The organism is Pseudaquabacterium terrae (assembly GCF_013266755.1).
In the GTDB taxonomy this organism is placed as follows: Bacteria; Pseudomonadota; Gammaproteobacteria; order Burkholderiales; family Burkholderiaceae_C; genus Pseudaquabacterium; species Pseudaquabacterium terrae.
In genome coordinates this window covers 184,214-207,913 of the sequence record NZ_JABRWJ010000006.1, presented here as the reverse complement: position 1 = coordinate 207,913, position 23,700 = coordinate 184,214, and the positions used below count along the sequence as shown (strand labels likewise).

Annotated in this window: 17 protein-coding genes; 8 read left to right on the top strand and 9 right to left on the bottom strand. The window is 71.8% G+C overall.

All coding sequences use genetic code 11. From position 1 onward, the window contains the following. The first annotated feature begins 89 nt into the window (after positions 1–89). From HLB44_RS20205 to HLB44_RS20195, 3 genes are all read left to right on the top strand, one after another. Positions 90–1,424: a CE1 family esterase gene (locus HLB44_RS20205; protein WP_173125982.1), complete on the top strand. Its 1,335-nt coding sequence runs from the start codon at positions 90–92 to the stop codon at positions 1,422–1,424. A gap of 57 nt (positions 1,425–1,481) precedes the next feature. Then, positions 1,482–4,097: an ATP-binding protein gene (locus HLB44_RS20200; protein ID WP_173125979.1), complete on the top strand. Its 2,616-nt coding sequence runs from the start codon at positions 1,482–1,484 to the stop codon at positions 4,095–4,097. 108 nt (positions 4,098–4,205) lie between these two features. Continuing rightward, positions 4,206–4,757: a hypothetical protein gene (locus tag HLB44_RS20195; protein WP_173125976.1), complete on the top strand. Its 552-nt coding sequence runs from the start codon at positions 4,206–4,208 to the stop codon at positions 4,755–4,757. Here HLB44_RS20195 and HLB44_RS20190 read toward each other — a convergent pair. From HLB44_RS20190 to HLB44_RS20155, 9 genes are all read right to left on the bottom strand, one after another. Continuing rightward, the gene (locus HLB44_RS20190) at positions 4,754–5,788 is read right to left on the bottom strand and encodes a threonine ammonia-lyase (protein ID WP_173125973.1); all 1,035 of its coding nucleotides are present in this window, start codon (positions 5,786–5,788) and stop codon (positions 4,754–4,756) included. The genes HLB44_RS20195 and HLB44_RS20190 overlap by 4 nt on opposite strands. Positions 5,789–5,886: 98 nt before the next feature. Next, entirely contained in the window at positions 5,887–6,012 is a 126-nt protein-coding gene (locus tag HLB44_RS37930; RefSeq protein ID WP_281375194.1) for a hypothetical protein, read from the bottom strand. A 13-nt stretch (positions 6,013–6,025) separates the two neighbouring features. Then, positions 6,026–7,279, bottom strand: a complete 1,254-nt coding sequence (locus HLB44_RS20185) for a cystathionine gamma-synthase family protein (RefSeq protein WP_173125970.1) — start codon at positions 7,277–7,279, stop codon at positions 6,026–6,028. Between the two features lie 10 nt (positions 7,280–7,289). Then, positions 7,290–8,150, bottom strand: a complete 861-nt coding sequence (locus HLB44_RS20180; RefSeq protein WP_173125967.1) for a tetratricopeptide repeat protein — start codon at positions 8,148–8,150, stop codon at positions 7,290–7,292. Between the two features lie 95 nt (positions 8,151–8,245). Continuing rightward, positions 8,246–8,752 carry a PEP-CTERM sorting domain-containing protein gene (locus tag HLB44_RS20175; protein WP_173125964.1) on the bottom strand — a complete coding sequence of 169 codons (507 nt, stop codon included), beginning with the start codon at positions 8,750–8,752 and terminating at the stop codon, positions 8,246–8,248. A 38-nt stretch (positions 8,753–8,790) separates the two neighbouring features. Further along, complete coding sequence (locus HLB44_RS38210; protein ID WP_173125961.1) at positions 8,791–11,892, bottom strand: endonuclease/exonuclease/phosphatase family protein; 3,102 nt, start codon at positions 11,890–11,892, stop codon at positions 8,791–8,793. 240 nt (positions 11,893–12,132) lie between these two features. Further along, complete coding sequence (locus HLB44_RS20165) at positions 12,133–12,765, bottom strand: class II aldolase/adducin family protein (protein WP_343051428.1); 633 nt, start codon at positions 12,763–12,765, stop codon at positions 12,133–12,135. After that, the gene (locus HLB44_RS20160) at positions 12,762–13,973 is read right to left on the bottom strand and encodes a 6-phosphofructokinase (RefSeq protein ID WP_173125959.1); all 1,212 of its coding nucleotides are present in this window, start codon (positions 13,971–13,973) and stop codon (positions 12,762–12,764) included. Before HLB44_RS20160 ends, HLB44_RS20165 begins: the two co-directional genes overlap by 4 nt. 47 nt (positions 13,974–14,020) lie before the next feature. Beyond that, a complete protein-coding gene (locus HLB44_RS20155) occupies positions 14,021–15,994 on the bottom strand; it encodes a GumC domain-containing protein (RefSeq protein ID WP_173125956.1) in 1,974 nt (657 codons plus the stop codon). A 245-nt stretch (positions 15,995–16,239) separates the two neighbouring features. On the opposite strand from HLB44_RS20155, the gene HLB44_RS20150 reads away from it, so the two are divergent. The 5 genes from HLB44_RS20150 to HLB44_RS20130 are packed head-to-tail and all read left to right on the top strand — an operon-like array spanning position 16,240 to position 23,700. After that, a complete protein-coding gene (locus HLB44_RS20150; RefSeq protein ID WP_246312370.1) occupies positions 16,240–17,301 on the top strand; it encodes a TRAP transporter substrate-binding protein in 1,062 nt (353 codons plus the stop codon). A 19-nt stretch (positions 17,302–17,320) separates the two neighbouring features. Then, positions 17,321–19,855, top strand: a complete 2,535-nt coding sequence (locus HLB44_RS20145) for an ATP-binding protein (RefSeq protein WP_173125953.1) — start codon at positions 17,321–17,323, stop codon at positions 19,853–19,855. 52 nt (positions 19,856–19,907) lie between these two features. Next, positions 19,908–22,295 (top strand): bifunctional salicylyl-CoA 5-hydroxylase/oxidoreductase, encoded by a 2,388-nt coding sequence (locus HLB44_RS20140; protein ID WP_173125950.1) that lies wholly within the window; start codon positions 19,908–19,910, stop codon positions 22,293–22,295. Beyond that, positions 22,295–22,843 (top strand): MarR family winged helix-turn-helix transcriptional regulator, encoded by a 549-nt coding sequence (locus HLB44_RS20135; RefSeq protein WP_173125947.1) that lies wholly within the window; start codon positions 22,295–22,297, stop codon positions 22,841–22,843. Before HLB44_RS20140 ends, HLB44_RS20135 begins: the two co-directional genes overlap by 1 nt. Continuing rightward, positions 22,840–23,700, top strand: coding sequence for an enoyl-CoA hydratase family protein (locus tag HLB44_RS20130; RefSeq protein WP_173125944.1), 861 nt, complete (start codon positions 22,840–22,842; stop codon positions 23,698–23,700). Before HLB44_RS20135 ends, HLB44_RS20130 begins: the two co-directional genes overlap by 4 nt.

The following is a 23,700-nucleotide window of genomic DNA, read 5'->3' as shown; positions in this document are numbered from 1 at the left end:
ACCGCAGTTGATTTCCGGGTAGCCGGCGCGGCGCGCGAGCGCTGCCGCGGCACCTAGTCTTGCCCTCATCGCAAGACAGGAGGATCACCATGCAGTTCCCGAGCACCCTCGCGCGCCTCGTCGCCATCACGTCGCTGGCCGTGCTCAGTGCCTGCGGCGGCGGCGAGCGCCCCGCGGCTGACAGCCCCGGTGCCGCCGAGCCGGCCGACGCCCGCCGCCGCGCGCTCTTCACGATCTCCGACGACCTGCTGAACGAAGCGCTTGCAGTGACGCTGCTGCCGTACATCGAGCAGAACTACGCCAGCCTGTTCCCCGGCCCGCAGCCGACGCAGGTGCTCTCGCCCTACGTCTACCGCTGCTACCCGGGCACCGGCAACTGCGTCGGCTTCACGGCCAACGACATCTACGTACGCGGGCCCGCCGTCGGCAACCTGATCGAGCCGGTGCGGGTCAGCTCGGTGGCCGACTACTGCAACGCCCACCCGGCGGCCTGCGGCCTGAAGCTGCAGCGCCAGGCGGTGATCGGCGGGCTGATCCGCCACTACATCGTCTACCTGCCGTGGCGCGCACGCGGCCTGACCCATACGCCGACGGTCTTCATGCTGCACGGCACCACCGGCACCGGCGAGGAGTTCTACAACCACTCCGGCTGGCGCGAGAAGGCCGATGCGGAAGGCCTGATCGCCGTCTTCCCGACGGCACTGCGCCACTGCCTCTACGAGGACGACAACGCCAACGGCGTCTTCGACCATCCGGCGGAACGCCGCACGCCGACCAAATGGGCCGACGCGTTCCTCGGCGAGCCGAGCGAACGCCCGCTGTGCACCGCCGAACAGCGCGCGACGCTGCCCGCCGATGTGCTGGCCGCGGTCGACCACCCGCTGGCCGACGACGTCGCCTTCTTCCGCGCGATGGTCACCGACCTCACCACGAGCTTCGCCGCCGATACGCGCCGCATCTATGTCAGCGGCTTCTCCAACGGCGGGCAGATGGCGCTGCGGCTGGCGCACGAGGCCTCGGACCTGCTCGCCGCCGCGGCATCGAATGGCGGCGGCGCGCAGGCCCGGCTGAGCGGTGCGGCAGCGCGCCCGATGTCGATGATCTACGCGATCGGCGATCGCGACGACCGCTACAACGCCTCGGCCGAGAACCCCCTGCCGCTGACCGACGTCGGCGCGTCGCCGCGCTTCCAGCACATGACGCAGCCCTTCACCGGCGTGCTGAGCCTGGCCGACAGCTACACGTGGCAGCAGGTCACCCTCTACGGCCACCTGATGAGCGTCTACCAGCACTCGACGAGCACTGCCGTGCCCGCCGGCGGCAACACGCTGTTCACCGCGGTGATCCAGGGCCTGGACCACCACTACCCGAACTACATGCCCGACCTGCTGTGGAACTTCTTCCGCGACAAGTCGCTGCCCTGAGCCGGCCCCCGCCCCCATGCGTCGGTACCATGCGGCCCCAGGATCGAGGGGGTTCGCATGCAGCACTGCGCGGCGCCGGGCGCGCCGCCGCTGATCGAGCGTGAGATGCCGCTGACGCAGCTTGCAACGTGGCTGCGTCAGCTCGCCGCGCCGGGCGCAGCGGGGCGCTGCCTGCTGCTGCACGGCGAGGCCGGCGTCGGCAAGACCAGCCTGCTGAACGCCGCGCGCGCGGCGGCACCGGCGCGGCTCGACTGGCTGGTCGGCTGGTGCGAACCGCTGCTGTCGCCGACGCCGCTCGGGCCCCTGCTCGACATGCTCGACGGCTTGCCGCCCGGCCTCGCCGCGCTGGTGCAGCGCGGCCACCGCGTGCAGGACGTGATGCCCGAGCTGCTGGCCTGGCTGCGCCAGCGCCGCACGCCGCTGGTGCTGGTGGTCGACGATGCGCAATGGGCCGATCACGCCAGCCTCGACCTGCTGCGCTTCCTCGGCCGCCGCATCGAAGGGCTGCCGCTCGGCCTGGTGCTGAGCTACCGCGACGACGAGCTGCCGCCCGAGCATCCGCTGCACGTCGTGATCGCCGGGCTGCCGCCGGCGGCGACCCTGCGCCTGCCGCTGGTGCCGCTGTCGGCCAAGGGCGTCGAGCTCGCCGCGCGCCGCGCCGGCCGCTCGCCGCGCGGGCTGCACCGATTGACGCAAGGCAATCCGTTCTTCATCACCGAGCTGCTCGGCGGCGAGTCGAGCCAGGCGCTGCCGGCCTCGGTGCGGGACGCCGTGCTGGCGCGCGCGCAACGCCTGGCGCCGACGGCGCGGCGGCTGCTCGACGCGGCCAGCGTCTCGCCGGTGCCGCTCGAACGCCAGGTGCTCGCCGCGATCGACGCCGACCTGCTCGATGCGCTCGACGAATGCGCCGCCAGCGGCCTGTTGACCAGCAGCGGCGACACCATCGTCTTCCGCCACGAGCTGGCCCGGCGGTCCATCGAATCGGCGCTCGCCGACGGCCGCCGCCGCACGCTGCACCGCCAGCTGCTGCAGGCGCTGCCCGAGGCCAGCGCGACCCGCCGCGTGCACCATGCCGAGGGCGCCGGGCTCGACACCGAGGTGCTGCAGCTCGCGCCGCAGGCCGCCGCCGATACCGCACGCGCCGCGGCGCATCGGCAGGCGGCTGCCCTGTACACGATGGCGCTCGAACGCAGCGCCCACGCGCCGCCCGCCCTGCGCGCCGCGCTGCTGACCGACCAGGCCGAGCAATGCGAGCTGATCGCCGAGCTCGACCGCGCACAGGCCGCGCGCGAGCAGGCGATCACGCTGCACCGCGACAGCGGCGATGCGGTGGGTGCCGCACTCGGGCTGGCGCGATTGGCACGCCTGCTGTGGCTGCGCGGCGACCCGGCCGGCGGCAAGCGCCTCGCGGCCGAGGCGATCAGCTTGCTCGAGCCGCTGGGCCGGCCGCGCGAGCTGGCGCGCGCCTACGCGGTGATGGCCCAGCTGCACCTGCTCGATCCGTCGCGCGCCGCCGAGGACTGGGGCCGCCGCGCGCTGGCGCTGGCCGAAGCGAGCCGCGACGACGAGACGCTGGCGCATGCGCTCAACACCGTCGGCTCCGAGGAGCTGGTGCGCGCCGACCGCGCCGATGCCTGGGGCCGGCTCGAGCGCAGCCTGCGCATGTCGCTCGACCGCGGCTGGCCCGAGCAGGCCGCGCGCGCCTACATGAACCTGATCGCCCACGCGCTGGTGCACCGCCATGCCGAGCGCGCCGCGCAGCTGTGCGACGAAGCACTGGCCTACTGCGAAGCGCGCGACTTCGAGCTCTACGCCACGCGCATCCGCATCCGCCGCGCGTTCGGCCGCATCGAGACCGGCGAGTGGGCGCGCGCCGACGACGAGCTCGCCGCGCTGCTCGAACAACCCGGGCTGCTGCCGATCGATCGCGCGCAGTGCGAGCAGCACCGCATGCGCATTGCGCTGCGGCGCGGCCAGGCCGCGGCGCGCGGCTATTGGTCGCAGGTGCTGGCCGGCCGCCGCGGGCCGGACCCGGCCCCGTGGTACGCACCGCCCGCCCCAGCCGCGGCTGAAGCGGCCTGGCTGCTCGGCCGCCGCGACGAATTGCGACGCATCGTCGACAGCGCCTGGGGCGCCGCCAGCGCCACCGGCGAACCGTGGCGCTGCGGCCAGCTCGCGGTGTGGCGGCGCCGGCTCGGCGCTCTCGACGCCTTGCCGCCGGACGGGGTTGCCGCGCCCTGCGCCGCGGAGCTGCAGGGCCGGCTCGACGACGCCGCGGCCGCGTGGAGCGCGCTCGGCAACCGCTACGAGGCCGCGCTGGCGCTGCTCGGCGGCGATTCGGCGCAGCTCGAACGCGCGCTGGCGTTGTTCGAAGCGCTCGGCGCCGCACCGGCGGCGGCGCTGGCCCGGCGCCGGCTTCGCGAGCTCGGCGCGACCGTGCCGCGCGGCCGCGCCAAGGCCACGCGCGCCGACCCGCTCGGCCTGACGCCGCGCGAGCGCGCGCTGGTCGGACACCTCGCGCAAGGCTTGAGCGACCGCGCGATCGCCGCGCTCTGGCACCGCTCGCCGCGCACCGTCGAACACCATGTCGCGCACCTGCTCGCGAAGCTGGGCTTGAGCTCGCGCGGCGAGGTCGCCCAGATCCTCGTCCGATCGCCGGCAGGGACGGGTTGACGCCGCTGGAGGCCCCGGCGCAGCAACGATCGGCAGGCACGGGTTCAAGTTGCGGGCGGCGGCGGCCGATATCCCGTTCGACCCCACCGCGTCCGAAGCACTGCCGCCATGTCCACCCTGCGCCCCCGCTCCGACCCCTCCGCACCGGCTCCCGCGCGCGGCTTCTCGTTGCCCGCGCTGCTGCGCCGGTGGCTGGTGCGTTGGGGCGTCCTGCGCACCGACCGCCAGGGCAACGCGCAGCAGCCCGGCCCGCAGAAGCGCCCAGCACCGCCAAAGCCCGCGCGGTCGCCCCGCGCGGCCGATGCTCCGGCGCTGGCGGCCGCGGTGAAGGCGCGACTGGACCAGCATCCCGATGCGCGCCGCGCCTTCCCGCATCTGCGCTTCCTCGCGCAGCTGCTCGAACACCAGGGCTTCGGATCCTTCGGCGAGCTGCCGGATCAGACGCTGGCAAGGCTGCTGACGCAGCTCGACGTGCTGACCGCGTCGGCCGATCCGCTGCTGGCGCAGGTCCAGATGCGGCTGCTCGCCGAGCAACACGATCGGCGGCAGGCGGCGGCCCAGGCCGCCCAGGCGGCCCAAGCGGCCGAGAAGACGCTGCCGCTGGGCACGGTGTCGCCGAACGCCTACGCCGACACCATGCCCGTGGACTTCATACGTTAGGCTGACTGATCCAGTGCCGCGCCGCGCGCCAGCAGGCGTGCGAAGGTGTCGGCATCGAGGTTCGCGCCGCAGACGATCAACGCCACCTTGCGGCCGTCGAGCCGTTCGCGCAGCGGCCCGAAGAGCGCCGCGGTGGCCGCCGCGCCGGCCGGCTCGACCGCCAGCTTCATGTCGCGGAACAGCCAGTGCAGCGCCTGGCACAACGCGTCGTCGCTGACCCGCACGACCTCGTCGACGAAGCGCCGGCAGACGCCGAAGCTGTAGTCCATCGCATAGGGCGCGCCGAGGCTGTCGGCGACGGTGTCGACGCGCTCCAGCGTCACCGGCGCGCCGGCGTCGAAGCTGCGCGCCATCGCGTCGGCGCCGAGCGGCTCGACGCCGAAAACCTCGCAGCGCGGGTTCAGCTGCTTGACCGCCGCGGCGATGCCCCCGGCCAGGCCACCGCCGCCGACCGGCACGACCACCGCGTCGAGCCCGGCCACCTGCTCCATCAGCTCGAGGCCGACGGTGCCGGTGCCGGCAGCCGTCAGCGGGCCGTCGAAGGGGTGGATCATCGTGCGGCCTTCGCTCTCGACCAGCGCGCGTGCCGCGGCGAAGGCGTCGTGGATGGTGTCGAACAGCAGCACCTCGGCGCCGGCGGCGCGGCAGGCGGCCATGCGCGCCGGGCTGGCGTGGCGGGGCATGGCAACCTTTGCAGGGGTGCCGGCGGCCTGCGCCGCCAGCGCGACCGCCATCGCATGGTTGCCGGCGCTCGCCGCCGTGACGCCGCGCGCCCGTGCAGCGTCGTCCAGCACGGCCACGTTGTTCAGCGCCCCGCGCAACTTGAAGCTGCCGCTGCGCTGCAGCAGCTCGAGCTTCAGCCACACCTCGGTGGCCGGCGCCAGGCGTTCGGCGACCACCCCCGTCTGCCAGCGCCAGACCGGTGTGCGCAGCACGCGGCCCTGCAATCGCGCCGCGGTGGCGCGCAGCTCGTCGAGGGAGGGATAGGCGGTAAAAGACGCGGCAGCGGCGTCCTGCATCAAGGCTTGCATTTTCAATTCTCCAGAGTCGGTGATGAGCGTTGATTCGCGCCCGAGGGGCGCGTTGGCATCAGCGGGATCGCCGAGCACCGGCTCGCGGGAGCCGCAGCTCAACGACCCTGGCGAATTCGAATCTGCAGACGCTGGCCGGCCCGTTCGGTCGTGCCGATGCAGACCACGGTGACGTGGGCGGTGCAGCGGTGGAACGAGGACGAGGCCATGGAGGCCGCGATCATCGCACAGGCGCTTTCAGACCCGAAGCGCCTGGGCCCAATCCGCCTGCAGGTCGGCCAGCGCCTCGATGCCGACCGACAGCCGCAGCAGCCCGTCGGCGATGCCCATCTCGGCGCGGCGCTGGGGCCCGAGCTCCCAGAAGATCGTCTGCGCGACCGGGATCACCAGCGTGCGGTTGTCGCTCAGGTGGCTCGACAGGATCACGATGCGCAGGCGGTCGAGCACCGCCAGCGGATCGATGCCGGCCTTCAGCTCGAAGGCCAGCAAGCCGCCGAAGCGGCCGCCGAACAGCGCCTTCGCGCGCGCATGCTGCGGGTGACTTTCGAGCCCGGGGTAGAACACGCGCTCGACGGCCGGCTGCGCTTCGAGCCAGCGCGCCAGCGCCAGCGCGTTGGCATTCGTCGCCACGCTGCGCAGCGCCAGCGTCTCGATGCCGGTGGCGATGCGATGGGCATCTTCGGCGCGCAGCGTCGCGCCGAAGTCGCGCAGACCGCGCTTGCGGATCTGCAGCAGGCCCCAGCCGGCCGGGTCGCCGGTCTGGTACGCCTCGGCGATGTGCGGCCAGCGCTGCCAGTCGAAGCAGCCGGTGTCGACCACCGCGCCCCCCATCGCGTCGCCATGGCCGGACAGGCCTTTGGTCAGCGAATGCACGATCAGCCCCGCGCCGACCGTGCGCGGCTGGAACAGCGCCGGCGTCGTCATCGTGTTGTCGACAACGTAGAGCAGCCCCCGCGCACTGCAGAGCCGGCCGATGCCGTCGAGGTCGGCGACCTGCGTCGCCGGGTTGGCGATCGTCTCGACGAAGACCAGCCGTGTGGCCGGTTCGAGCGCCGCTTCGACCGCGGCGGCGTCGACGGTGTCGACGAAGCTGACGCCCAGCCCGAAGCCCTGCATCGTCTGCAGCAGGCTGCGCGTATTGCCGAAGAGGTGTTTGCTGGCGACCAGATGGTCGCCGGCTTTCAGCAGCGCCAGCAGGATGCCGGCGATCGCCGCCATGCCGGTCGAGAAGCCGGCCGCGGCACGCGCGCCTTCGAGCAGCGCGAGCTTGGCTTCGAGCGCCGCGCCGGTCGGGTTGCCCTGGCGGGCGTAGACATAACCCGCCTGCCGGCCCTGGAACACGGCGACCAGCTCGGCCGCCGTGCGGTAGCCGAAGGTCGCCGCCGGGTGCATCGGCTTGTGCAGCGCCCCCTGCTCGACGCCGGCACGGCGGTCGGCGTGCAGCAGGCGGGTGAGGGTGGATTCGGGCGTCGGGTCGTGGTCGGGGCTCATCCCCCGCGTTTTACCAGCCGTCGCCGCCGCCGGCATCACCGCCGCCGCCACCATCCCAACCATCTCCGCCGCCGAAGTCGATCGGCCGCTGCGTCACGTCGCCGGCATCGTCGAACAACCCCGGCACCAGGCCACCCTGGCCGCCGGCGCCGGCTTCAGCGCTCTGGCCGGTGCCGGCGGCATGGGCATCGTCGCCACGCAGCATGCGGTCGGCCAGCATGCCGAGCCCGAAGCCGCCGAGACCGGCCAGGCCCGCGCCCATCAGGCCGCCGCCGGCGCCACCGGCCGGCGTGCCGGGCATGCCGCCTTGGCCGGCCCAGCGCGGATCCATGCCCGCCTGCTGCTGCATCGCCGCGGCACGCCGGCGCGCGGCCAGCATGCGCCAGACCAGCAACGCGATCACCGCGCCGCCGAGACCGAAGGCCCAGCCGGGAATGCCGCCACCCGAGGCCGCCGGCCTCGGCGCGGCCGGCGCGACCGCACGCGGGCGCTCGATGGCGGCCGGTGCGGTGGTCGAGAGTTCGCGCGGCGAAGCTTGCGGCGCGGCGGCGGCCCGCTGCGCACGCTGCAGCTGCTGTTCGAACTGCGCGAACTTGTCGGGCGCGGTGAAGCCGATCTTCGGATCGAGCTGCCGTGCCCGCTGCACCGCCTGCTGCGCCTCGTCGAGCTTGCCGTTGTGCGCCAGCACCTCGGCCAGCACGTACTGCGCCCGGGCGCTCGACGGCCGCGCCGCGACCACCTCGCGCATCATCGATTCGGCGCGCGCGTGGTCGCCGCGCGCCACTTCGGCCTGCACCTGGTCGACGGTGGGCACCGCCCACGCAGCCAGCGACAACAGCAGGGCCCCGATCAATACCCACCAGCGTTTCATCGCTCTCGCTCCTTGCAACGCACCGCACGCGGCGGTCATGGCTGAACGGGGCAAAGATGGGGCCCGCGCGCGGCGCTTGCAAGCCCCTTGCTGTTTCAGCCGCGTGCGCGCCGCCGCGCCGCGCCGATGCCGGCCAGGCCGAGCGCCACCAGCGCCAGGCTCGCCGGCTCCGGCACCACCGCCGGCTGCAGCACGAAGCTCAGGTTGCCGTTGCCCGCGCCGACGCCGGCCAGGTCGAAGGCGAAGCTGGCGGCGAAGGGGCCCGTGGCCGGGATGAAGCTGAAGCTCGCGCCCGCCGCATCGAGCCCGCTGAAGGCGCCAGCGGAGCGCACCGCGTCGCCATAGACCAGGTCGCCGAGCTCGAACTGCAGCCCGGCGAATTCGAATCCGAAGCTCAGCAGCGGCGCGAACTCGTCGCCGCCGAAGCCGGGCACGAAGGTGGCGTCGTCGAAGCTGAAGCTGCCGCTGAAGGTCTGGCCGTTCAGCGCGCCGGCCGTGTCGATGATCACGTCGAAGCTGCCGTTGACGAGGGCCGCCTGCGCGACGGGCGCGAGCGCGAAGCCAGCCGCCAGGGCCAGCGCTTGCAAGGTGTTCTTGATCATGTGGATGTGCTTTCGTCGGTGTTCGGTGAAGGAGATGCTCAGGCGCCCGGCGCCAGCAGCAGATCGGGGTCGAAGGCGGCGACGCCGGTCAGCTCGGCCAGCACGCGCGCGGCGCCCGGACCGGCGGCGCCATCGGCGTCGAATGTCACGTAGCTGCGGCCATTGCCGGCGGTGAGGCCGAGATAGCCGGCGCCTACCGGATCGCTGCCGGAATAACCGACGCTCGTCAGCAGCGCGCGAATGACCAGGTAATCGACGCCCGGCTGGAAGTCGGTGATGACATCGCCAGCATCGAGCAGGCTCGTGTACACGAAGCCATCGGCCCCGGCGCCGCCCGTCAGCAGGTCGCGCCCACCACCGCCCTTGATCGTGTCGTTGGCCGCGGTGCCGATCCGCGTGTCGCGGCCATTGGTGCCGTTGATGACCTGGCCGAGCGCAATCGTGAACGCGGCGACGCTCGGATCGTGGTCGCTCATCTGCTCGGCGAATTCCGAGTTGATGTGCACCACGTCGAAGCCGACCAGCCGGCCCATCAGCCGGTCGCTGGCCATCACGTGGTCCAGCGTCTGCGCATTGCCCTCGAAGTTGTAGCTGTAGCGCTCGTTGGCCGGCAGCGTCTCGATCAGCGCATCGAGGCCGGCGTCCTTCAAGCGTTCGACCGGGTTCGCGAACTCGAAGTCGTTCAGGTCGCCGGCGACGATCACGTTGGCCTGCGGGTTGGCGGCCAGCAGTCCCTCGACGAAGTCGCCGACGATCTCGGCCTGCTGCTGGCGCTGCACTTCGCTCGACAGGATCGGCGGCTGCGTCGCGCCGAACAGCGCCTGGTCGCCGCCCTTCGAGTTGAAGTGGTTGCCGATCACGGTCACCGCCTCGCCGTGGAAGGTGAAGGTGCCGACCAGCGGCTTGCGGCTCGAGGCGAAGGCGTCGCCGTTGGCTAGGTCGGTGTCGGTCAGGCGCTGCAGCGACCCCTCGACGAAGCCGGCCCGCGCCGGGTTGAACAGGAAGGCAACGCGGATGTTGCCGCCGGGCTCCCCGCCATCCTGGCCGTTGACCGGATTGAGCTGGCGGAACTGGTAGGTCGGCCCGCCGGCCGCGGCGATCGCATCGATCAGCATCTGCAGCGTGACGTTGGCGTCGACGACGCCGTTGTTCGTCGCGCCGCTGTTGTCCTGCACCTCTTCGAGCGTGATGATGTCCGGCGCCAGCAGATGGTCGACGATCGCCTGCGCCAGCGCATCGAACTTCGCCGCGCCGTCGCTCGGGTCGAGGTTCTCGACGTTGAAGTTCGCCAGCCGCAGCTGGTTCGCGTTCGCCGCCAGCGTCGTCACCTCGCGCTGTAGCGGCGACGTGGCAACCACCGCCGGCGCCGCCGGCACCAGCACCTCGTAGTTGCCGAAGTCGTAGTTGATGACGCCGACCGCGGTGCCGAGCTGCGCGCCGACATCGACGGTCGGCATCACGGTGCCATTGATCAGGTCGTCGAGCTGCAGCCGCTCGGGGTTGAAGTCGTTCTCGTTGATCAGCGCGCCGCCGTGCGCGGTGGTGCTGCTGGCGCCGGCGCCGCCGTTGGCCAGCACCCAGATCTCCTGCGAGTTGTTGCTGAAGCTGATCGTCGGCGAGCTGGTGACCGCGTTGTTGACCTGCACCAGCATGCCTTCGAGGCTCTCGTAGAAGTCGATGCCTTCGGTGGCCGGGTCGAAGTCGCCGCCGGATTCGACGTGCGCCGGCGTCGTGAAGTCGTCGTGGATCACGCTGTTCGGGATCACGCGGTCGACGCCCATCACCGTCGGCGTGATGCCGCCGGCCGGCGCGCCGGCCCAGGCGCTGACCGACAGCGCCTGCACGCCGGCGTTGTTCGAGATCTGCGTCACCGTCAGGTTGTTCGACGCGGCGCCGCCGGCGCGGAACTCACCGACCGTGCCGCTGACCTGCACCGCTTCGCCGACCGAGCGCGCGGCGAGGATCGGCGAGTTGGCGCCGGTGAAGACGAAGATGCCTTCGGAGGTCGCCGGGTTGGCGTCCGGCTGCGGGTCCTGCAGGTAGAAGCCGTTGGCGCCGATCGCGGTGACGATGCCGCGCACGTTCTGCACCGGTGCGGTGTCGGTCGCCGAATCGAGCAGCGGCGAGATGTGGGCCGCGCCCTGGATCTCGGCGATCTTCAGCGGCGGCTGGCCGCTGTCGTTGTTGGTGATGACGATGTTCTGCGTCGTGGTGCCGCCGAGCAAGAGGCCGCTGCTCGGGTCGCTGATCGTCAGCACCGCCGTCTCGCTGCCTTCGGCGACGCCGTCGTCCTGCACCGTGAAGGTCACCGAACCGCTGGTCTGGCCGTCGGGGATGGTGATGGTCGTGCCGCTCAGCAGGTAGTCGCCCGCCGTGATGCCGCTGCCGCTCACGCCCAGGCTCACCGTCTGCGCGCCGCTGACGGCCTGCGTCGCCGTCGCGGTCACGGTGATCACGGTGGCGTCGGCCTCCGAGGCGGTCGCGCTGCTGACCGACAGGTTGACCACGGGCGTGCCGCCGCCGCCGGTGGTCGGCGTCAGGTTCAGGTCGTCGATCGCCAGGCCGTCGTCGGCGCCGCTGGCGTTGAAGTCGTTCCAGCGGATCCAGATCGTCGCGCCGGGCGCCAGGTTCAGGTTGTCGATGCTGCCGCTGACCGCGACGCGGTTGAGGTTGCCGTCGAGCGGGCCGGTGGCGGCGGGTGTGCCGGCCGTGAAGTCGAGCGTGTCGACGTTGGTCCAGGTGGCGGCCGTGTCGCCCACCGAAGTGGCATTCAGGCTGTACTGGAAGTCGAGCCGGTCGTTGCGGCCGGCGGTGCCGAAGCGCCATTGCTCGCCGAAATAGGACAGCGCCAGCGAGACCAGCGTCGCGCCGGTGTCGTTGCTGATCTGCGCGCCGATCGTCGGCGTCAGGCTGCCCGAGAGCAGGCCGCCGAATGCGCGTTCGCTGCTGGCGGCGGCACCGAAGCTGTAGACATCGCCGGCATTCGAGCTACCGTTGCCGGCCGTGTACAGGCCATTGTTGTTGGCACTGGTGCCGGACTCACTGAAGAACCAGCCGTCGGGCAACACCGACGAGGCTCCGCTCGACGCGAGCGTGTCGAAGTTCTGGGTGTAGGTCGAACCGTTCTGGAGACTGATCACGGGGCAAGCTCCTGCTGTTTGTGGTCAACCCGCCATCTGAGTGGCGGGCGGTGACGGTGCCATGACTAGCAAGTCATGGCGCACCCCGCAGCCGGGTGCTTGACAGCGATCGAAACTTGACCATTCGGTCAAAATAGCGAGAAATCCCCGGGCTAACCCGAAGAATGGCGGGGTGCGGATAAACCCGAGGCGGTGCGTGCACCTGCCGCATGCACTGCGGAGTGCACCCGCCACGTGCACCTACCGCGCGCGCTGACCGTAGTGCGCGAACTTCTCGACCACCCGCGCGATCTCGGCCTCGTCGAGCAGCACCGGCCCGCCGAGCGGCAGGCACATCACGTACTGCTGCGCCAGCGTCTCGACCTCGCGCGCCAGCCACATCGCGCGCTCGAGGTCGCGCTCGAAGGCCAGCAGGCCGTGGTTCGCCAGCAGGCAAGCCTTGCGGCCGTCGAGCGCGGCGACGGCGGCGGCCGACAGCTCGGCCGTGCCGTAGGTGTGATAGGGCGCGCAGCGAATGGTCGGCCCGCCGGCGGCGGCGATCATGTAGTGCAGCGGCGGGATCTCCAGGCCGCGGATCGCCAGCACCGTCGCATAGGTCGGGTGGCCATGCACCACCGCGCCGGCCTCGGGCCGCGCCTGGTACACCGCCTGGTGCATGCGCCACTCCGACGACGGCGCCAGCGCATGCTGCCAGCGGCCCGCGTCGTCGACGAAGACGATGTCCTCGGGCTGCAGCTGGTCGTAGTCGATGCCGCTCGGCGTGATCCACATCCCGCCGGTGCCGCGTTCGCTGAGGTTGCCCGAGGTGCCGGTGGCCAGGCCCAGCGGCCGCAGCCGCCGGGCCTGCTCGACCAGACGCTCGGCCGGCGTCACCCCAGGACCTTGGTCACCGCCGGCGCACGCAGGCGGTGCGGCTGCGGCATGTCGGGCCCCAGCAGCGGGCGCAGGTAACTGCGAAAAGCCTCGGTGACGTGGTTGCCGCTGTCGGCGATGAAGCCGGCGTCCATCACGCGCGTCTTCGCCGCCACCGCTTCGAGCGGCTGCAGCACGTAGTCGACGGCATAGTTGCCGACGCGGCGGATCGCCACCGAGCCGTCGCGGCCGCTCCACATCGCGTGCTGCACCGCCTGCTCGGCGACCTCGCGCGCCTCGCGCTGGTCGACCGGGCTGACACAGCCGAGGAACGAGCGCTGCACGTAGCCGAAGGTGTCGCCGCGCACGCGCTTGATCCCGAGCTGGGTCTTGATCTGGTCGCACAGCAGGTCGGCCAGCGCGCCGGTGCCCGACAGCTGCACGTTGCCGTGCGCATCGCGCTCGACCTTCTCGGCCAGCTGCGTCGCGATCGCCGTGCCGTCGGCATCGTGGATGCCTTCGCTGACGGCGATCACGCAGCGGCCCAGGCGCTGGTGCACCGCCTTGACGTCGGCGAGGAAGCTGTCCATGCGGAATTCGCGCTCCGGCACGTAGACCAGGTGCGGGCCGTCGTCGGGGTACTTCTGCGCCAGCGCCGCGGCGGCGGTCAGGAAGCCGGCATGGCGGCCCATCACGACGGCCACGTAGACGCCCGGCAGCGCCGCGTTGTCGAGGTTCGCGCCGGCGAAGGCCTGCACCACGAAGCGCGCGGCCGACGGGAAGCCCGGCGTGTGGTCGTTGCCCATCAGGTCGTTGTCGATGGTCTTCGGGATGTGGATCGCGCGCAGCGGGTAGCCGGTGCGCGCGGCCTCCTCGGCGACGATGCGCACGGTGTCCGACGAGTCGTTGCCGCCGATGTAGAAGAACTGGCCGATGCCGTGCGCCTTGAGCGTCGTGAAGATCTTCTGGCAGTAGGCGAGGTCGGGCTTGTCACGCGTCGAGCCGAGCGCCGAGGCCGGCGTCTGCGCCACCGCCTCGAGGTTCGCCGCGGTCTCCAGCGTCAGGTCGACCAGGTCCTCGTTGACGATGCCGCGCACGCCGTGGCGCGCGCCGTAGATGCGTTCGATGCCGGCATGGCGGCGCGCTTCGAGCACGACGCCGGCGAGCGACTGGTTGATCACCGCGGTCGGGCCGCCGCCCTGGGCGACGAGGATCCTGGTGGGGTTCATCGTGGACTCCTTGAAAAGTGCTCGAGGTCCGTGACCCTCGATAGGCCTCAAGCCGGTGGCGCCAGGCGCAGGGCCGGCATCAGCGGTTCGATCTCGTCGGCGCGACGCCGCAGGGCTTGCGACACCCGGCCGGCGAGGCCGGACACGGTGTCGATGTCGACCCGCCCGACCAGCGCCGACAGCTCGGCAAAACGCAGGCCCTGGCCGATCAGCCAGGCGATGCAGGTGTGCCGCAGCACCGCCGGCGTCACGTCGGCGGGTTGCACGAGACCGGCATCGACGGCGGCGCAGGTCACGCTGACGCGAAGCTGCTCGGCGTCCAACGCCTGCCCGGCGGCATCGCGCAGCAGCGGCTGGTCGGCTGGGCCGGCACCGGCCGCGAGCTCGTCGGCCAGCCACGGCGGCAGCAGGACGCGCCGCGCCGATGTACCGCCGACCGCCAGTGCGCCGCGGTCGCGATCGAGATCGCTGCAGCGCAGCGCGACCGTTTCATCGGCGGTCAGGCCGAGCAGCCCGGCGGCACAGGCCAGGCGCGTGCCGCCCTGCGCAGCGGCCAGCAGCGCGGCGGCCTCGTCCTGCTGCAGCTCACGCGGCATCGGCCGCGGCAGGGCCGGCGGCTGCGGCTCGGGCGCACCCGCCGGCAAGGTCGGCGGCGCGCCGTGCACCAGCAAGGTCGGCGGCGCGCCGCCCGCCGGGCCCGGCGCCGGCCAGGTCGGCAGCACCAGGGTCGTCGTCGCGGGCGCTGCCGCCGTGGCCGGCGGCCGGTTGAACAGCTCGATGAAGCCCATCGCCAGCAAGCCGGCCACGAACGCCGCCGCCACCGCCAGCGCGCCATCGCGCAGGTACTGCGGCGCAAACGGCTGCGTCGGCGTGGCCGCCGCTTCGAGCACGTTGAGCCGCGGCGCGCGGCTGCGCTCCGCCGCCTCCAGCCTGGCGAGCCGCTCGAGCACCTCGCGGCGCGCGCGTTCGATCTGCGCCAGGTCGTCCTCGAGCAGCTTCGATTGCGCAAAGCCGGTGCTGAAGCTGCGCAGCCCGGTGCGCTGCTGCTGCAGCTGGTCGCGCAGCCGCTCGACGGCGGCCTGCGCGCCGGCCGCGTCTTCCTGCGCCGCGGCCAGCATCGCGGCCTGGCTCGCCGCGCGTTGCTGGGTGATCTGGCGTTCCATTTCCGCCAGCCGGGCGCGCAGCGCACGCGCGCGCGGATCCATCGCCATGAACTCCGGCGTGAAGCTGCGTTCCATCTCGCGCACTTCCTCGCGCAGCTGCGAGGCGCGGCTTTCCTGCGCGGCCAGCGTCGGGTCGTCCTTGGCGCGCACGGTGGCACCGCCCGCGGCCGCCTGCTTCAGCGCCGTCAGCCGCGCCTCGGTCGCCGCCTGCTTCTCCAACGCGTTGTTGAGCGCCGTCGACAGCCCGCGGCTGCGCGCCACCGCCTCGGCATCCTCCCGCTCGGTGCTGACGATGCCGCTGCGCCCGCGAAAGTGCTCCAGCTGCACGCGCCGCTCGCCGGCACTCTTCTCCAGCCGGGCCAGCTCGCTGCGCAGGCCGGCCAGCTGTCGCTTGCTCTCGTGATCGAAGCCACTCAGCAGATGGTCCCGATACAGCGCCACCAGCTCGTTGAGCGCCGGCGCCAGGATGGCCGGGGTCGTGCCGCTGGCGCGCAGCTCGATCACCTCGGTATCGCCGACGCGACGGGCCACGATCATCCGGCGCAGTGCTGCCACCGGGTCGTCTTCGGCAGCCGGCAGCGCATGGCCCGCCGCCGCCAGCCGGCGCACCAGTTGCTGCAGCAAGGGTGCGCTGGCGATCGCCTGCACCTGCACGCCGAGCCCCGACTCGTTCGTCGACGACGCTGCTGCCGACGCCGCCATCATCGCGGCCAGCAGCACCTGCACCCGCGTGAAGGTCTGGTACTGCGCCGGGCGCATCAGATTCCAGGCCTGCCCGATCAGCAGGCCACAGGCGAACACCACGCCGAACACCAGCATTCGCCGGCGATTGCCGCGCTGAGCCCGGGCCTGCGCCATGGCGGCTGCAGGGGGGGTCACATCGGCATGCCAAGCGGGCGAGGTTCGCATCCAGCTTTTTTCCTGCGGTCCGGCTTCGGGGGCGCGGCCGGCTCGAGCCGCGGTGGTTCGCCAATGGTGCCATGCGATTCGCGCTGCACGGTGGCCCGCGCGGGGCACGCGCCGGCCGCACATGCCCGCCGTCCGCAGGCATCATCGCGTTGTCGGCGCCTGGCCGACGGAGCACCCCTGATGGAGCCGACACGATGCGTGGCGCCAAGCGTTTGATGCGTTGCCTGCTGGGCACCCTCGCTGCGTGCGCCGCCGCGTGCGCGCTCGCGGCCGACGCGCCGCAGAAGCTGCGCATCGTCGGCGGGCTGGCCGGCGTCAACCAGTTCCTGCGCCACGAGGAGCCGTTCTGGACCGAGACGCTGCAGCGGCTGACCGCCGGCCAGTGGAGTGCCGAGATCGTTCCCTTCGATCGCGCCGGCATCCGCGGCCAGGAGATGCTGCAGCTGATGCAGGTCGGCACCGTGCCCTTCGGCACGGCGCTGCTGAGCCAGAGTGCGGTCAACGAGCCGCTGATCGCCGCGCCCGACCTGGCCGGCCTGAACCCGGACATCGCCACGCTGCGCCGCTCGGTGGCCGCCTACCGTCCGCTGCTGGCCAAGACGCTGCGCGAACGCCACGGCATCGAGCTGCTGGCGGTCTACACCTACCCGGCGCAGGTGCTGTTCTGCAAGAAGGCCTTCGGCGGGCTGGCCGACCTGGCCGGCCGCCGCATCCGCGTCGCCAGCCCGCCGCAGGCCGACCTGGTCGAGGCGCTGGGCGCCGTGCCGGTGACGATCGGCTTCGCCGGCATCGTCGACAGCGTGCGCCAGGGCAATGTCGATTGCGCGATCACCGGCACGATGTCGGGCAACACCATCGGCCTGCATGAGCTGACCAGCCACATCCATCCGATGGCGGTCAACTGGGGCCTGGCGATCTTCGGCGCCAACCGCGCGGTGTGGGGCGCGCTGCCGGCCGAGCTGCGCACGCTGCTGCAGCGCGAGCTGCCGAAGCTGGAACAGGCGATCTGGGCCGAGTCGGAACGCGAGACCGGCGAAGGCCTGGCGTGCAATACCGGCGCCAGCGGCTGCTCGAGCGGCAAGCGCGGCCGCATGGTCGAGGTGCGACCCAGCGCCGACGACGAGCAGCGCCGGCGCCAGCTGTTTTCCGGCCCGGTGCTCGGCCGCTGGCTGCAGCGCTGCGGCGCCGGCTGCGCCGAAGCCTGGAACGAGACGATCGGCGCGCAGTCGGGCATCAACGCGCCGGTCCCGCGCTGATGCCGGCGTAGCTTTAGCGATGGCCGACTTTCGTCTCGCGCTGTGGGGCGGCGCCGCGCTGATGGTCGGCGCGATCGGTCTCGCCACCGGTGCGCTGCTGGCCTACCAGCACGACGCGGCGCTGCGCACCAGCGAGGTCCGCACGCTGCATTTCGCCAACGGCGCGGAAGCCGGCATGAACCGCAGCTTCGTCGGCGTCGACGTGCTGCTCGCCGGCATCGACGAAGTGCTGGGCGAGCATCGCGGCGCCGATGGCCAGCTCGACGCGCAGCGCCTGGAGCGCACCCTCGCGCGCATGAACCAGCAGCACCTGCTGGTGCGCGACCTCGCGGTGGTGGCCGACGACGGCCGGCTGATCGCCGCGGCCGAGCCGCAGACGCGCCGGCTCGGCCTCAAGCTGCCCGAAGGTTTCGCGCGGCAGGTGCTCGCGCAGGTGGTGCCGATGCTGACCATCAGCGCGCCGGCGGTGCCCTTCGCCAGCGCCGAGCGCGCGCTGTATTTCGCGCGGCCGGTGCGGCTGGACGACCAGCGCCGCGCAATGGTGGTCGCCGAGGTGCCGCTGCCGCTGCTGGCCGCGGTGCTGGCGCAGGCCAACGACCTCGCCGGGCTGCAGGTGACGATCGAACGCGACGACGACCTGCTGCTGCTCAGCATGCCGGCCGACGAGCGCCAGATCGGCCGCCGGCTTGCCGCCTGGCAGGGCGGCGGCAGCGGCGCATTGCCGGGGCCGGCCACCGCGCAGCGGGCGCCGGCGCGGCTGACCGGCGCGCCGGCGATCGTCGTCGTGCGGCCGGCGATCTACCGCGGCGTGCGCATCGTCGCCAGCCTGCCGCTGCAGGCCGCGCTCGGGCAGTGGCCGCAGGACAGCCGAATCATCGCGGCGATCGCTGCGTTGTTCGGCACGCTGGTGCTCGGCGCCGCAGCGTTCGGCCAGTGGCACGTCAACCGCCTGCACCGCACCCGTGCCGAGCTGGCGCGCTTCAAGGGCACGCTGGAGCAGGCGCTGGCGTCGATGCACGACGGCTTCGTGCTGTACGACGCGCAGATGCGGCTGCTGGCCTGGAACCAGCGTTATGTCGAGCTGTTCCCGTGGCTGAAAGACAGCGTGGCGGTCGGCGTCTCGGCGCGCACGATCGCCGAACGTGCGGCGCACGACATGGTGCCCGGTGGCGACGACGCCGCCCGCGCCGCCTTCGTCGAGCGCCGGCTCGCGTTGTGGGACCGCGCCGAAGGCGTGCACTCGCAGACCCTGCCCGACGGCCGCATCGTGCACACCACCGAACGCCGCACGCCCGACGGCGGGCTGGTCAGCGTCTACCGCGACATCACCGCCGACGAACGCGAGCTGGCGCGGGTCAAGCACGCGGCCGAAGCGGCGAGCCAGGCCAAGTCGCGCTTCCTCGCCGCGATGAGTCACGAGATCCGCACGCCGCTGAATGCCGTGCTCGGCATGAACGGCCTGCTGCTCGCGAGCCCGCTGAATGCCGAGCAGCGCCACCATGCCGAGCTGATCCGCAGCTCGGGCCAGAGCCTGCTGGCGATCATCAACGACATCCTCGATCTGTCGAAGATCGAGGCCGGCCGCATGGAGCTGGAGATCGTCGACTTCCTGCTGGTCGAGACGATCCAGGAAGTCGTCTCGCTGCTCGCGGTGCGCGCCGAGGCCAAGGGGCTGCGCTTGACGCTGCAGCTGCCGCCGGACCTGCCGCAGCGTGTGCGCGGCGATCCGAGCCGGCTGCGCCAGGTGCTGTTCAACCTGATCGGCAACGGGCTGAAATTCACCGATGAAGGGCGCGTCGAGGTCGCGGTTTCGCACCGCATCGATGCCGCGGCGCCGACCGAGACGTCGATCGAGCTCGGTATCGTCATCAGCGACACCGGCATCGGCATCGAACCGGCGGTGCTGCCGAAACTCTTCGAGCGTTTCAGCCAGGCCGACAGCTCGACCGCACGCCGTTTCGGCGGCACCGGCCTCGGGCTGGCGATCAGCCGCGAGATCGTCGAGCTGATGCACGGCCGCATCGACGTGCACAGCCAGCCCGGCGCCGGCAGCCGCTTCACCGTCACCCTGCATCTCGCCCCGGCCGCGGCGCCGGGCGCCGCAGCGGCGGCGGCGGCCCATGAGCCGGTGGCCGCCCCGCGACCGCTGCGCATCCTGGTCGCCGAGGACAACGGCGTCAACCAGATCCTGATCAAGGCGATGCTCGACCAGCAAGGCCATTTCAGCGACATCGTCGCCGACGGCATCGAGGCGCTGCGCCAGGTGCAGGCCGCGCGCTACGACCTGGTGCTGATGGACATCCAGATGCCCGAGATGGACGGCCAGAGCGCCACCGAGGCGATCCGCGCGCTGCCCGGCCCGGTCGGCCGCGTGCCGATCGTCGCGATGACCGCCAACGCGATGCCCGAGGAGCGCGCCGCGTACCTCGCCGCCGGCATGAACGACCACGTCACGAAACCGATCAACCCGCGGCTGCTGGCCGAGGCGATCGCGCGCGCGGTGGCGTCCCCGATACCCGAGTCGGTACCCGGTGAGTTGCCCGGATTTAGTTGACATCTAAAGTATCTGGGCCTAAATTGCAGCTTCACGAAGGAGTGAGCTGCCCATGCGCATCACCTGTATCGGCGCCGGCCCGGCCGGCCTGTATTTCGCGCTGCTGTTGAAGAAGCGCCACCCGTCGCACCAGGTGACGGTGATCGAGCGCAACCAGCACGACAGCACCTTCGGCTGGGGCGTCGTGTTCTCCGACCAGACGCTCGGGGCGCTGCAGCAGGCCGACCCCGAGAGCGCGCAGCAGATCCTCGACGCCTTCAACCACTGGGACGACATCGCCGTGCACTTCGAGGGCCGGCGCATCGTCTCCGGCGGCCACGGCTTCTGCGGCATCGGCCGCATGCGCCTCTTGCAGATCCTGCAGGACCGCTGCCGCGCGCTCGGCGTCGAGCTGAAGTTCGGCACCGAAGCGCCCGATGACGAGGCCATAGCCGCCGACCTGATCGTTGCCTGCGACGGCCTGAACAGCCGCGTGCGCCAGAAGTACGCCGCGACCTACCGGCCCGACGTCGACCTGCGCGCCTGCCGCTTCGTCTGGCTCGGCACCCACAAGCGCTTCGACGCCTTCACCTTCGACTTCCAGCGCACGCCCTGGGGCTGGTTCCAGGCCCATGCCTATCGCTTCGACGCCGACACCTCGACCTTCATCGTCGAGACGCCCGAAGAAGTCTGGCGCGCCGCCGGCCTCGAGACGATGGAGAAGGAGGAGGCGATCGGCTTCTGCGAGAAGCTCTTCGAAGGCGTGCTCGGCGGGGCCAAGCTGATGTCCAACGCGGCGCACCTGCGCGGCTCGGCGCAGTGGATCCGTTTCCCGCGCGTGGTCTGCAAGACCTGGGTGCATCACAACGGTCGTTGCCCGGTCGTGCTGATGGGCGACGCCGCGCACACCGCGCACTTCTCGATCGGCTCGGGCACCAAGCTGGCGCTGGAGGACGCGATCGCGCTCGAACGCGATCTCTTCGAGCACGCCGGCGATGTCGGCGCCGCGCTGCAGCAGTACGAGGCGACACGCAGCATCGAGGTATTGCGGATCCAGAACGCCGCGCGCAACTCGACCGAGTGGTTCGAGAACGTCGACCGCTACGCCACGCTGCCGCCCGAGCAGTTCGCCTATTCGCTGCTGACGCGCAGCCAGCGCATCAGCCACGAGAACCTGCGGCTGCGCGACCAGCGCTACGTCGAGGATGTCGAGCGCTGGATCGGCGAGCGCGCCGGGCTCGAACCGACGCCCGAGCGCACCCCCGGCGGCGCGCCGCGCCACCCGGTGCCGCCGATGTTCACGCCGTTCCAGGCGCGTTCGGTGCGGCTGAAGAACCGCATCATCGTCTCGCCGATGGCGCAGTACTCGGCCGAGGACGGCATCCCCGGCGACCACCACCTGGTGCACCTGGGCGCGCGCGCGATGGGCGGCGCCGCGCTGGTGATGGCCGAGATGACCTGCCCGTCGCCCGACGCGCGCATCACGCCGCAGTGCCCGGGCCTGTGGAACGATGCGCAGCGGGATGCCTGGGCGCGCATCGCGCGCTTCGTGCACAGCCAGCCCGACGTGAAGATCGGCATGCAGCTCGGCCATGCCGGCGCCAAGGGCTCGACGCGCGCGATGTGGGAAGGCATCGACCTGCCGCTGCCCGCAGACAGCCCGGTTGCCAACTGGCCGCTGATCTCGGCCTCGCCGCAGCAGTACCTCGACGGCATCAGCCAGTGGTCGCGTGCGATGACCCGCGACGACATGGTCCGCGTGCGCGACGATTTCGTCGCCGCCACGCGCCGTGCGGCCGAAGCCGGCTTCGACTGGCTGGAGCTGCACTGCGCGCACGGGTATCTCTTGTCCTCGTTCATCTCGCCGCTGACCAACCGGCGCGACGATGGCTATGGCGGCTCGCTGGAGAACCGTCTGCGTTACCCGCTCGAGGTCTTCGCGGCAGTGCGCGCGGCCTGGCCCGAACACCTGCCGATGTCGGTGCGCATCTCGGCGCACGACTGGGTCGAAGGCGGCATCACGCCGGACGATGCGATCCAGATCGCGCGCGCCTTCAAGGCCGCCGGTGCCGACCTGATCGACTGCTCGTCGGGCCAGGTCAGCAAGGCCGAGCAGCCGACCTTCGGCCGCATGTGGCAGACGCCGTTTGCCGACCGCATCCGCAACGAGGCCGGCATCCCGACGATCGCCGTCGGCGGCATCACCGAAGCCGACCATGCGAACTCGATCATCGCCGCCGGCCGCGCCGACCTCTGCGCGCTGGCGCGCCCGCACCTGGCGAACCCGGCCTGGGCGCTGAGCGAAGCCGCCAAGCTCGGCTACTCCGACATGCCGTGGCCGAAGCAGTACCTGTCCGGCAAGAACCAGCTCGAGCGCAACTTCGAGCGCGAAAAGGCGCAGGCCGCGCAGCTCGCAGGCCTGAGCCCGCTCGAACAAGCCAACAAGGCACTGGGGGTCTGATGGCCAAGAACGGACCGCTCGACGACGACCGCATCGGGATGGAAGCCCGCGCCGGCGCCGACGACCATGTCGCGCTCAAGCTGTGGCTGCGCCTGCTCGCCTGCAGCACGCAGATCGAGACCGAAATCCGCAAACGCCTGCGCGCGCGCTTCGGCATCACGCTGTCGCGCTTCGACTACCTGGCGCAATTGCAGCGCCACCCGGAAGGGCTGCGCATGAATGCGCTGTCGCGCTACCTGATGGTGACCGGCGGCAACATCACCGGGCTGACCGACGAGTTGGAGAAGGAAGGCCTGGTGCAGCGTGAAGCGTCGCCCGAAGACCGGCGTGCATCGGTCCTGAAGCTCACGGCCGTTGGCCGCGCCCGCTTCGAGCAAATGGCTGCTGAGCACGAAAGCTGGATCGTCGAGCTGATGGGCGGCCTGAAGGCCCCCGACCGCAAGGCACTGCACGCGCTGCTCGGCACGCTGCGCGTGACGATCGCCGACCGTCAGGCGCAGCAGGACGCAACCGACAACAAACCCACTTCCGATCCGGAGGCCCGATGAATCAACCCACGCCCCGCGTCGACCCGGCGCTCGCTGCCGGCAACCGCCGCCGCCTGGCCGCGTACGATGCGCGTCATTTCCTGTGGCAGCTCGACGGCGGTGTCGCGACGATCACGCTCGCGCGCCCCGAGCGCAAGAACCCGCTGACCTTCGATTCGTACGCCGAGCTGCGCGAACTGTTCGGCCAGCTGAAGTACGCGGAGGACGTGCACGCGATCGTGCTCACCGGTTCCGGCGGCAACTTCTGCTCCGGCGGCGACGTGCACGAGATCATCGGCCCGCTGGTGCGCCTGGCCGCACCCGAGCTGCTGATGTTCACGCGCATGACCGGCGACGTCGTCAAGGCGATGCGCGCCTGCCCGCAGCCGATCGTCGCGGCGGTCGACGGCGTGTGCGCCGGCGCCGGCGCGATCCTGGCGATGGCCTCGGACCTGCGCTTCGGCACCGCGCGCTCGAAGACCGCCTTCCTGTTCAACCGCGTCGGCCTGGCCGGCTGCGACATGGGCGCCTGCGCGATGCTGCCGCGCATCATCGGCCAGGGGCGCGCGAGCGAGCTGCTGTACCTCGGCCGCTCGATGAGCGGCGACGACGGCGCCGCGTGGGGCTTCTTCAACCGCCTGTGCGAACCCGACCACCTGCTCGGCGAAGCCCAGGCACTGGCGGCCGAGATCGCCGCCGGCCCGAGCTTCGCCAACGGCATCACCAAGACCATGCTGCACCAGGAATGGGCCATGACGATCGAGCAGGCGATCGAGGCCGAGGCGCAGGCGCAGGCGATCTGCATGCTGACCGGCGACTTCCGGCGCGCTTATGAAGCCTTCGTCGCGAAGCAGCGGCCGGTGTTCGAGGGGAACTGA